The sequence below is a fragment of the Prevotella sp. HUN102 genome, from assembly GCF_000688375.1.
Classification (GTDB): Bacteria; Bacteroidota; Bacteroidia; order Bacteroidales; family Bacteroidaceae; genus Prevotella.
Genome location: NZ_JIAF01000004.1, coordinates 1,752,665 through 1,764,620 on the forward strand (window position 1 = coordinate 1,752,665; position 11,956 = coordinate 1,764,620).

Annotated in this window: 8 protein-coding genes and 1 pseudogene; 1 reads left to right on the top strand and 8 read right to left on the bottom strand. The window is 42.1% G+C overall.

Annotation, left to right across the window (positions count from 1 at the left end; all coding sequences use genetic code 11):
* Positions 1-26 precede the first annotated feature (26 nt).
* The 5 genes from P150_RS17855 to rplU form a co-directional block, all read right to left on the bottom strand.
* Positions 27-353, bottom strand: a complete 327-nt coding sequence (locus P150_RS17855; protein ID WP_028898025.1) for a hypothetical protein — start codon at positions 351-353, stop codon at positions 27-29.
* Between the two features lie 307 nt (positions 354-660).
* Positions 661-2,985, bottom strand: a complete 2,325-nt coding sequence (gene gltA / locus P150_RS0112780) for an NADPH-dependent glutamate synthase (RefSeq protein ID WP_028898026.1) — start codon at positions 2,983-2,985, stop codon at positions 661-663.
* Between the two features lie 199 nt (positions 2,986-3,184).
* The gene (gene serS / locus P150_RS0112785; protein WP_028898027.1) at positions 3,185-4,474 is read right to left on the bottom strand and encodes a serine--tRNA ligase; all 1,290 of its coding nucleotides are present in this window, start codon (positions 4,472-4,474) and stop codon (positions 3,185-3,187) included.
* Between the two features lie 617 nt (positions 4,475-5,091).
* Positions 5,092-5,382: a 50S ribosomal protein L27 gene (gene rpmA / locus P150_RS0112795; protein ID WP_028898029.1), complete on the bottom strand. Its 291-nt coding sequence runs from the start codon at positions 5,380-5,382 to the stop codon at positions 5,092-5,094.
* 18 nt (positions 5,383-5,400) lie between these two features.
* Positions 5,401-5,718 (bottom strand): 50S ribosomal protein L21, encoded by a 318-nt coding sequence (rplU, locus tag P150_RS0112800; protein ID WP_028898030.1) that lies wholly within the window; start codon positions 5,716-5,718, stop codon positions 5,401-5,403.
* A gap of 397 nt (positions 5,719-6,115) precedes the next feature.
* Here rplU and P150_RS16525 point away from each other — a divergent pair.
* Positions 6,116-7,103 (top strand): annotated as a pseudogene (locus tag P150_RS16525) (IS110 family transposase).
* Between the two features lie 260 nt (positions 7,104-7,363).
* On the opposite strand, the gene rho reads toward P150_RS16525, so the two are convergent.
* The 3 genes from rho to yihA form a co-directional block, all read right to left on the bottom strand.
* Positions 7,364-9,343 (bottom strand): transcription termination factor Rho, encoded by a 1,980-nt coding sequence (gene rho, locus P150_RS0112810; RefSeq protein WP_028898031.1) that lies wholly within the window; start codon positions 9,341-9,343, stop codon positions 7,364-7,366.
* Between the two features lie 128 nt (positions 9,344-9,471).
* Positions 9,472-11,253: an ABC-F family ATP-binding cassette domain-containing protein gene (locus tag P150_RS0112815; RefSeq protein WP_028898032.1), complete on the bottom strand. Its 1,782-nt coding sequence runs from the start codon at positions 11,251-11,253 to the stop codon at positions 9,472-9,474.
* Positions 11,254-11,277: 24 nt separating this feature from the next.
* The gene (gene yihA / locus P150_RS0112820) at positions 11,278-11,916 is read right to left on the bottom strand and encodes a ribosome biogenesis GTP-binding protein YihA/YsxC (RefSeq protein WP_028898033.1); all 639 of its coding nucleotides are present in this window, start codon (positions 11,914-11,916) and stop codon (positions 11,278-11,280) included.
* Between the last annotated feature and the right edge of the window lie 40 nt (positions 11,917-11,956).

Here is an 11,956-nt window from a genome sequence, read left to right on the forward strand (position 1 = left end):
GTTCCTTTTGAATAAAAATTATGGGATTAGTAATATAATGAAGTAAAGCCAAAATAACAATCAGGTAAATTTGCTTTTGCCTTATATGATAGATTCAGATTATCTATAAGTTTTGTTATTCTTAATGCACCTTTCATTTCTTGCCCAAAACGACAAGAAATATACATTCCTAATTGAGATCCGAAATCAGCAAATTTACTTGAAACAAAAGTATATCCTAAATATCCAATTTCATCTTTTGATGATATAAAAGTTATTGAATTGTCTTTATATTTTGTTTCTATACCATTAAATTGCATTTTCATACTATGCAATTTTAATTCTTTTTGAATCTGTTTTCTTAAATTATTCATTTTATAGTATTGCTATATATCCTTACTGTTTATTTCCAAATATTAACGCTCGGACAATCATTTCAGGCAGATAAATACGCGGCTTTGCAAGTAACCAAAGAATGAAGAACATTCTTCGCAAGAATACAATACAAACGTGCGAAGATTGCACTGCATTCTTCGCACGTTTAGAATCAGAAATATTATCTGTTGATTTTCAGTTGTTTGCAACGCATATCACAATTGAAACATTGTATAATCTTGAATAGCAGTAAGATGAAAAACAACGATATGTGCAAAATTGCCCGTTATCAGGTATTTTATGACTTTAATTTTGCAGTAAATCCTGAGTCATATTCGCTGCTGCCCTTCGTCCATCGCCCATAGCGAGGATTACGGTTGCACCACCTCTGGCAATGTCGCCACCTGCATAGATGTCAGATTTTGAGCTTCGCTGTTCTTCGTCTACAATAATCCAGTTTTTCTTTCCCAGTTCAAGACCTTCGATAGACTTAGGCAGGAGAGGATTGGGCGATACACCTACTGCAACTATTACCTGATCGCACTCAATAGTAATGGTTTTTCCTGTCGTTTTCGGACTTCTACGACCACTTTCATCAGGCTCGCCAAGCTCCATAATATCAAGTACAACGGCTCTTACGCGTCCATCCTGATCGGAAAGATATTCTTTCGGATTGTGAAGAGTCATAAACTTTACCCCTTCTTCCTTGATGAGCTTTCGCTCTTCAAAGCAAGCGGGCATTTCCTCTTCCGAACGACGATAGACCAAGGTAACCTCAGCACCTAATCTTCGAGCCGTGGCGCAAGAGTCCATTGCTGTGTTTCCACCTCCCACAACTACCACTCGTCTACCAAGTTTGATAGGTGTTTCCGTGTCAGGACGGTCTGCATCCATTAGGTTCACACGCATCAGATATTCATTCGCCGAATAAATGTTGAGCAAATTCTCTCCGGGAATATTCATAAAGTTAGGTGTGCCGGCTCCTGTTCCAATGAAGAAAGCCTTGAAACCTTCTTTTCGGAGTTCATCTATCGTGATGGTTTTTCCAACTATGCAATCCGTGTGGAATTTAACGTCCAAAGCCCTGAGCTTGTCAATCTCAAACTCCACAACACGGCTCGGAAGTCTGAATTCAGGAATACCATATTTCAGCACACCACCCAATTCGTGCAATGCTTCAAAGATATGGACTTCAAATCCATTCTTAGCCATATCAGCAGCAAAGCTGAGTCCGGCAGGACCTGAACCGATTGCCGCTACCTTTATTCCATTTGAAGGAGCTTTCTCAGGATTCTTATAGAGATTATTCTCGCGCTCGTAGTCAGCAACGAATCTTTCCAGACTTCCGATGGCAACAGCCGGACGATTCATCTTGAGATGGATGCAACTTCCTTCGCATTGTTCTTCCTGTGGGCACACACGTCCACATACTGCCGGGAGAGAGGTGGTAGACCTCAAGACCTCAGCAGCTGCAAGAAACTCTCCACGTTCAATGTTTTTGATGAATGAAGGGATATTATTGCCTGCTGGACAGCCTATTACGCAAGTAGGCTTAGCACAGTCGAGACATCTTTTAGCTTCCATCATAGCCATTTCTTTGGTAAATCCGGTTGTAACCTCGTTGATTCTTGTCGTGATACGGTAATCCGGATCCAGAGTAGGCATCGGTGTGCGTTCCAAAGCCATTCGTTCCTTTGGTTTTATGGCGGCACGGAGTTCTTTACGCCATTCAGAATCCCTGTTGGTAAGTTCTTCAAGCGTTTCTGAATTAAATTCGTGTTCGGAAGTTTCAACGCTGATAAGTGAAGAATCTGTAACATCTTCTTTTATCGGATGAGTGTCTTTTACCAGTTTGGTTCTGTCCGTTCTTCTTATCACTTCTTCCCAATCAACAAGACTTCCGTCGAAACTCGGACCGTCAATGCAGGAGAATTTCATTTTCCCGTTGATGGTAAGTCTGCAAGCTCCGCAAATGCCAGTACCGTCAAGCATCGTGGAATACAATGAGATTGTGGTAGGAATATTCTTGTTCTTGGCCTCTTCACAGCACGCCTGCATAAGCTTCGGCGATGCAATGATGTAGATTTTATCTATTTTTTCTTTCTTGCTGAAGTATTCAATAGAATCTTCTATACTTGCTTTTATGCCAAGACTGCCATCCTCGGTTATGATTAATGTCTCATTGCTTACCTGTTTCGCTTCTTCGGCGAGAATTAAAGACTTTTCTGAATGTGCATAGATACAGGTAAGCACCTTGTTGTCAGCTTCTTTCAATGCCTTTATGGTAGGCATCAAAGCAGCTATACCCGATTCATCACCGATACATAGTATATTGCAGTTCTTCTCTAAAGAGACCGGAGTACCTAAAGGACCGAGTGCATCTGCAATGGTATCTCCTTCCTTCATAGCAATGATGGAAGAAAAGTCCTTGTTCGTACTTGTTGAAATCAGTGTTACGCAGCCTTTTGCGTGATCTACGTCGTAGATTGGCAAGGGAACGCGTTCACTTTTTTCGTTGATACGGATAATAACAAAGTTGCCGGGTCTTGTGTTTCTTGCAACTATCGGTGCTTCTAATTCTATGAAGCAAATGTCATTAGAAATTCGGTTTATGCCTATAATCTTGTTCATAAGCCATAAGGGTTAACTTAATAATTATTTCATATTTATTTGATAAGATTCTTGATCAGTATTGATTGTTTAAGACTAATCGCAATCTTTATTTTTGTTCACAGTCAGATTTTTCATAATTGTTTTCATTTAAGTTAAGTATTAAGGGTTTTATGTTTCGATATATTCCCGTTGGCTTTGAACCAACGGGAAATGTATCTTAGAAATTCTTATCGTCGAGCATTTCAAAACCGCAGTATGGTACGAGTGCCTTTGGGACTCTGATGCCTTCCGGGGTCTGATTGTTCTCAATGATTGCTGCTACTATACGTGGCAATGCCAGCGCAGAACCGTTCAATGTATGGCAGAGTTCAATCTTCTTGTCGTCTGAATGACGGAAACGACAATGCAGACGATTTGCCTGATAGCTTTCAAAATTGGATACCGAACTTACTTCCAACCATCTTTCCTGTGCTGCACTCCATACCTCGAAGTCGTAGCAGATAGATGAAGTGAAACTCATATCGCCACCACAGAGCAGGAGAATGTGGTAGGGGAGTTCAAGTTTCTTGAGAAGTCCTTCTACGTGCTCTAACATTTCTTTGAGGGAATCATAGGAGTGCTGAGGAGTATCGATACGGACGATTTCCACCTTATCGAACTGATGCAGACGATTGAGTCCGCGAACGTCCTTTCCATAGCTTCCCGCTTCGCGACGGAAACAAGATGAATAGGCGCAACGCTTGATTGGAAGAGCTTTTTCGTCGAGAATTTCATCACGGAAGATGTTTGTAACCGGGACTTCTGCCGTAGGGATGAGGTATAAATCATCGAGTTGGGCGTGATACATCTGTCCTTCTTTGTCGGGAAGCTGACCTGTGCCTAATCCTGATGCTTGATTAACAAGCAATGGAGGCTGAACCTCAAGGTAGCCGCTCTTACGTGCTTCTTCGAGGAAAAAAGCCTCCAAAGCACGCTGGAAACGTGCCATCTTGCCAATATAGATAGGGAATCCGGCACCGGTAATCTTTACGCCTAAATCGAAATCAACGAGGTTGTATTTCTTGCAAAAATCCCAATGACAGAGTGCTTCGCCTTCCAAGGCAGGCTTTTCTCCACCTTCGCGTATCACAACATTCTGACTGGCATCTTTTCCTTCGGGTACGTTTTCGTTTGCTATATTAGGAATCGTGAGCAGAATTTCGGTCATATCCTGCTGTGCCTTGTCCATTTCTTCTTGGAAAGTCTTGTCGGCAATCTTCAATTCAGCAACCTGATTCTTGATTTCGTTTGCTTCATCCTTCTTGCCCTCTTTCATCAAGCTTCCAATCTGCTTTGAAAGTTGATTCTGTTGCTGTTTGTTATTGTCGAGCTTCTGTTGGCATTCACGTCGAGTCTTATCAAAATCCAATACTTTTTCGATAGCCTCGCGAGCACCGGCAAAATGCTTCTTCTCGAGTCCTTTAATTACACGTTCAGTTTCTTCACTGATGAGCTTTAATGTAAGCATACGTCTTTACAATTTTTTATATCTATATTTGACAACAAAGTTACAAAAAAAAATAGAATATGAATTAAAAGTACAAAGTATTTTGTTTCAGAAATGATTATGTGTGCTATAATTGGAAGGAGAAAAAATAATTTAGGGAATGCCATTGAGTGAAATTAGTTTCTCCATAGGAATTACCCCATCTCTATTTCTCGCTCATATCTTCAATGAAATTGTACCATTTTGACCCAACAGAATGGTTATAATAACAGATTGATAGAAACACAATTTATAAATGACCGAAGAATGGCGAGTAATCTTCGCAAGATTGCCTTGCATTCTTGCGAAAAATGAAATGCAATCTTCGCACGTTTGGAAAGAAAGAAAAACTCTGTTGATTTTCAACTATTTAGGATATGCTCGGCATTTGAAGATTGATACAGCTTCAAATTACAATCTGATGGTTATATTGAAACATAGAATGCTCGTTGTCAGCATTCTGTGGATTTAATCTATACAAAAGATTTATGCACTGCTTATTTGAGTTTGCAGATTGTATGTTTATTGAAAGCATAAATCCCAAATCTCGAATGGAGAATTGGGATTATGTTGTTTGTTTGGAATAGTTTTTTATTTGCTTAAGCTTCTGGTGTTACGTGCTTAGCTGCGTAAGCCTCCTCAGAAAGTACAGAGACTGTGCTCTTGTTGTACTTACCTCTGTGGAAAGATACGATACCGTCTGCAAGTGCATAGAGTGTATCATCCTTACCTTGAGCTACATTCTCACCAGGATAGTGCTGATTACCACGCTGGCGAACGATAATGTTGCCTGCAATAATCTTCTGACCACCACCGATTTTAACACCTAAACGCTTTGAATGTGATTCGCGACCGTTCTTAGAACTACCGACACCTTTTTTATGAGCCATTTCTTGTCCTCCTAAATTTTAAGCGTTAATTGTTTTAATCTCAACCTGAGTGTACTGTGCGCGATGACCATTCTTCTTGCGATAGTCCTTACGACGCTTCATCTTGAAGACGATGATCTTTTCGCCCTTCACGAGTGGATTAACCACCTCAGCTACTACTTTCGCACCACTGACAGTAGGTGCGCCAACTGTGACTGTTCCATCGTTGTCTACGAGGAGAACCTTGTCAAACTCAACAGTCTTGCCTTCTTCCGCATCCTTGATGTGGTTTACGAAAAGCTTCTTTCCTTCCTCAGCCTTGAACTGCTGACCGTTAATTTCTACAATTGCGTACATTTTATTTATTGTAAACGGTTTCACCGATAGGCGACAGAGCATCTTTCCTGTACTTACACGAGCCTAATCGGCATAAAACGGATGCAAAGTTACAAAAAATCAACGGACTATATTTCCAATATTTGGTTCATAGCAATATGTTTAGCATTAATTAACGAATAATGTGAGTAGATGGATTCCATTGTATATTCAAATTAAATAATTACTTTTACACACGTTAACAACACCAAGGTGTGGAATAAGGCCGAAATTCCATTTGTCATAAGACAGTTGCTTATGTTCCGCCCCCACACCTTTACATCCGAAACCGGACAGTTCATTGGGCTTTAACCCTGCATTTGCAATGATGGTTCCACGATGTCTGGGATGTTGCATTATACATTAAATCGTTACAGTTATGACTTACATTGGAATTGACGTCAGCAAGGACACTTTCGTGGTGGCTTACTCGCCGGAGAAGACCCGCGAGACGAGAACGTTCAAGAACACCACCAAGGGTATTCACGAGTTCATCCAAACTATCTCCAAGGACGAGCACCATTGCGTCATGGAGGCCACGGGCAACTACAGTGCATCTGCTTTCCGAGGCAGGCATCACCACCAGTTTGGAGAATCCGCTCAAGGTGCAGAACTTCGCCCGTGTCATGCTCTCCGCCGTCAAGACGGATGAGACAGACGCCCGCCTGATTGCCCTCTATGGGGAGAAGATGAATCCTGCGCCATACAAGCTGCGCAGTGATGCCATCCTTACCCTGAAGCAGAAACGCACGGTTATCCGCCAGCTCAAGAAGCAGCTCATTGCCACAAAGAACCTCAAGGGTTCCATGGAAGTGCTGCCGTTCTTTGATTCCAAGTGTAGGAAGTCCATTGAGCAGACCATCGCCTTCCTTGAAAAGCAGATTAAACACCTCGAAGAGGATCTTTCCGTATTGGCCAAGAGCGAGTACAAGAAGCAGATGGATTTGCTCACTTCCGTCAAGGGCATCGGTGTTACCCTCGCTGCCGCGCTCATCATGGCTACCGGCGGGTTCACCTACTTTGACAATGCCAAGCAGCTCACCCGTTATCTGGGTCTGTCGCCGACTTATCAGCAGTCCGGTACCTCTGTCAATTTCAAAGGTCACATCAACCGAAACGGAGACTCTTCATTGAGGAGCCAGCTCTACGTGGCGGCATTCTCCTCGCTAAGGTGCAATGCCGAGTGAAAAGCCTGTTACGACCGTCTGCGGTCTAACGGAAAGCCAGGGAAGGTCGCTGTCATTGCCGTGGCAAACAAACTCGTCCGGCAGGCTTTTGCCGTAGTCGCGCAGGAGAAACCTTATGTTGACGGCTATGTCTCCACATTGAGGTTGGCTCCTGCATCCTCGGAAACAGGTAAAGGATAAAATCCAATACCTGAAAACACCGAGGGGATTGGGGGCGAGCAGCCCTCATGGGAAGGGGTTCGTGTTAAAAACACTTAATCATATTCAGTTTTCTTATTACAGTTCATAAGCATTTGTAAAGTCATAATGTTTGTACATTAGTAATTTCATTAATGTTATAAATATAGATTCCTTGTAGAAAGATTAGAGTGAACAATAAAGAAAAAAGGCGTGCTAAGATTATTCTTGCACACCTAATTTTTCAATATCTTTATAATGAATTATCCGTTCATAGACAAGAGAAATTCATCATTGTCTTGGGTACGTGTCATTCTGTCGTGAATAGAATTCATTGCTTCAATAGGATTCATATCGGCAATGTACTTGCGCAAAATCCACATACGATCCATTGTTGTCTTATCCTGCAAGAGGTCGTCGCGACGTGTACTTGAAGCAACAAGATTGACAGATGGGAATATTCGCTTGTTGCTGAGAGAACGATCTAATTGGAGTTCCATATTACCGGTACCCTTGAATTCTTCAAAGATAACCTCATCCATCTTTGAACCTGTGTCAATCAATGCCGTAGCAATGATGGTAAGCGAACCTCCGCCTTCAATATTACGGGCAGCACCGAAGAAACGCTTAGGTTTCTGCAATGCATTTGCATCCACACCACCGGTAAGCACCTTGCCGGAAGCAGGAGCTACCGTATTGTATGCACGTGCAAGGCGTGTGATAGAATCGAGGAAGATAACTACATCGTGTCCACATTCCACCATTCGTTTTGCCTTCTCCAATACGATACCTGCAATTTTTACGTGGCGTTCGGCCGGTTCGTCAAATGTTGATGCAATCACTTCGGCATTTACCGTGCGAGCCATATCCGTTACTTCTTCTGGACGCTCGTCAATAAGGAGCATCATCAGGTAGGCTTCAGGATGATTTGCAGCAATTGCGTTTGCAATGTCTTTCATCAATATGGTTTTACCGGTCTTTGGCTGGGCAACAATCAACGCACGCTGACCCTTACCGATAGGAGAGAAAAGGTCTACGATACGCGTAGAAAGATTGGTTGTTTTAGAATCTCCACACAACGAGAATTTTTCTTCAGGGAAAAGTGGTGTGAGGTGTTCAAAGGAAACTCTGTCGCGCACCTGTGAGGGTTCACGACCATTTATCTTGTCGATGCTTGTAAGTGGGAAATACTTTTCGCCCTCGTGTGGAGGACGAACGTGGCATTCCACAACATCGCCAGTCTTCAAGCCATAATGTTTTACCTGATTTGCAGATACATAAACATCGTCTGGAGAAGAAAGGTAGTTGTAATCGCTTGAACGGAGGAATCCATATCCATCGGGCATCACTTCCAATACGCCGTTTGCCTTTACAATATCTGTGAAATCAAATAAAGGTGCAGTTGATTGTGGCGCAGATGCCTGCTGATAGTTTTGTGCAGGGGCAGCAGGAGCTTGGTAGGAAGATGCAATAGGACGGTCGAACATGTCAAAGTTTGGCACGGCACCCTGATCTTCGATAGGAATATCAACAACTGTGATAAAGTCTGTTCCGTCTCCTGGGTCGCCAGCCCATACACCATCGGCTATTGCTTGGAGATTTTCTTCTGAATGTTCATTATTGTGAGCATTGACTTTAGCTTGAAGTTGAGACAGCAAATCCTCATTGTTGCCTTCTTCCATTGAAATTCCAGAAGCAAACTGAGCCTCTGGGATGAAATCGTCGCTTATTTGTTCTTGAGAGATATTCTCTTCAATAGTTTCTTCTTGTGGTTGTATCGTGTCGATAACGTCCTGTGGCGAGTCTTCCATAGGAGTTTCCATAATCTGCTCTTCCATAACGGCGGACTCTTCTACTTTAACTTTTGGCTTGCGTCCACGTTTCTTGGGGGCAGGAGTTTCTTCTTCCTTCTTTTCTTCTGCAACAGGTTCCGCCGGCATATCCTTGAAAAGTGCAGGCTGTGGACTATTTCCGGCAGGTTTATTGTTCTGTACATCAAAGTTCTCACCATCTTTGCCGTGTACGGTATAAACCTTATCGGTATCCTTTCTCGTGATACGTGTACGCTTGCGTTTTGTGGTTTCAAGCGGGTGTGTTGCTCCGGCATCTACTGCCTGTCTGTCCAAGATTGCATATATTATAGAGTCCTTATCATCGCCTTTCTTGTATTCAGCTTGAATGTCTTTTGCGATAATTTCCAATTCGGCAATATCTTTGCCTAACAGTTCTTCTTTACTTAACATATAGTAATATGTGTACGAATTATATATAAATGTGAGAAATAGTGTTTCCGGAATGGAAACATAATGTGTTTAAAACTTCTGCAAAGTTAATTGATTTATTTTATTTCTCCAAGAGAAAATTATATTTTTTATTCCAATTCGGCTAATTCTAACCATCTCATCTCTTTTTCGTCGAGTTCATCTTTTAATTTTGGAAGGATTTTGCTTTTTTCAGTAAGTTCCTCTACATTCAGACTGCCCGAACAGAGTTGATCTTCCATTGTCCTGATGGTTTGTTCTAATTCTTTTATCTCCTTACTGAGCTGTTCGTATTCACGTTTTTCCTTATAGCTCATCTTCTTTCGCGTATCGTTGCGATAGTCTTTTGATGAACCAGAGCCTTTTACCACCGTTTTTTGTTTTGCAGTTTCTTCTTCACTCTTGAGTGATTGGAAATCACGGAATTGCGTATAGTTGCCCGGAAAGTCCTTTAGTTCGCCTTCTCCTTTGAAAACGAGAAGATGGTCTACCACCTTGTCCATAAAATAACGGTCGTGGGAAACGACTATTACGCAGCCCGGGAAGTCCTGAAGATATTCTTCCAAAACCTGTAATGTTTGAATGTCAAGGTCGTTTGTAGGTTCGTCGAGAATGAGAAAGTTTGGATTCTTCATCAATACCGTGCAGAGATAAAGTTTTCTTCTTTCTCCTCCTGACAGTTTTGCCACATAGTTGTGTTGCTGTTCTGGTGGAAAAAGGAAATGATTCAGGAATTGAGAAGCTGTCATGTACCTTCCTCCTCCCAAATCTATATAATCAGCTATGTCGGTAATGATGTCTATTACCTTTTGGTCTTCACGGAATTTCAATCCGTCCTGAGAGAAATAACCAAACTTTACGGTCTCGCCGATGTCAAATCTTCCACTGTCTGGAGCAACAAGGCCGAGCAGCATCTTTATAAACGTAGATTTCCCCGTACCATTATTTCCCACAATACCCATTTTCTCGAAACGGGCAAAGTTGTAATAGAAATCTTTCAGAATGACTTTCTCGTCAAAAGCCTTCGAAACATATTGAGACTCAAATATCTTGCTGCCTATATATACATTTGAAGATTTCAAACGAATCTGTCGTTCTTCTATCTTCTGCTTCGCTTTCGCTTCCAAGTCATAGAATGCTTTTTCCCTGTAACGAGCCTTGTGTCCACGAGCCTGTGGCTGCCGTCTCATCCATTCCAACTCGGTTCGGTAGAGATTGTTTGCACGTGCAATTTCAGCACGAGCATTGGCTATGCGCTCCTGACGCTTCTCAAGATAATAGGAGTAATTGCCTCGGTAAGTATAGATGGTTTTGTCGTCGAGTTCCAAAATGAGATTACAAACATTATCGAGAAAATAACGATCGTGCGTAACCATCAGTAAAGTCTTGGTTCCTCGCGAAAGATATCCTTCCAACCATTCTATCATATCAAGGTCAAGATGATTGGTAGGTTCGTCAAGAATCAATAAGTCGGGTTCAAGAATCAATACATTCGCCAATGCAACGCGCTTTTGCTGACCACCACTCAACTGACTCATCAATTGTTCCAAATTGGTAATCTTCAGCATTGTGAGAATCTGCTTTGCCTTCAACATCTTTTCAGCATCGCCTTCGTGATTGAAACAGGCATCGAGCACGGTGTCTGTCGGTTCAAAATAGGGATTCTGTTCCAGACAGGCCACGCGAAGATCGTTCTTATAGATTATAGCCCCCGATTCGTAGCCCTCTTTTCCGGTGAGGATAGACAGGAGTGTACTCTTTCCCGTACCGTTCTGAGCTATAAGCCCAACGTGCTGACCTTCAGCAATGGAGAAAGATATATTATTGAAAAGTACCTGTGAGCCAAAGCGTTTGGTCAATTTCTGTACGTCAAGATATGGAATCACCGCCATTGAATATCAGTTCGTTTAAAGTGATTATTCAGATACTACCTCTGTAATCTCTTCCTTGGAGTCTTCGTAGAGAGAGGCATTGATTTCATCAATATAGTCCAATACTTCATCACGCCCTAATTTTGTCTCTGCTGATGTGAGGAAATAGGGTGGGAGCATTTCCCATCTGTCTTTCAAGGCGTTCATCCATTGCAAGGCATTGGTCTTTGCACGGCCAGCAGTCAGCTTATCGGCTTTGGTGAAGATGATGGAGAAGGGCACATTGCTTTCGCCCAACCAATCAATAAACTCCCTGTCAATTTTCTGCTGCTCGTGTCTTATATCAATCAGGACAAAAAGATTTATCAGTTGCTTTCGTTGGAGAATATATTGTGTAATCATCTGTTCCAACTTATTGCGCATCGTCTTTGAATTTTTGGCATAGCCATATCCCGGAAGGTCTACCAGATACCATTCATTATTGATAATGAAATGATTGATGAGCAAGGTCTTTCCGGGTTTTGAAGAAGTCTTTGCCAGTCCCTTGTGATTGCAAAGCATATTGATGAGACTGGACTTCCCCACGTTGGAACGTCCGATAAACGCATATTCTGGTTTGGTATCGTTGGGGCATTTCGACACAGTAGGTGCAGAAATGGTAAATTCTGACTTTTTGATAATCATAATAATGAATGGTAATGTTTGTGTATGGATAGAGCCTGTC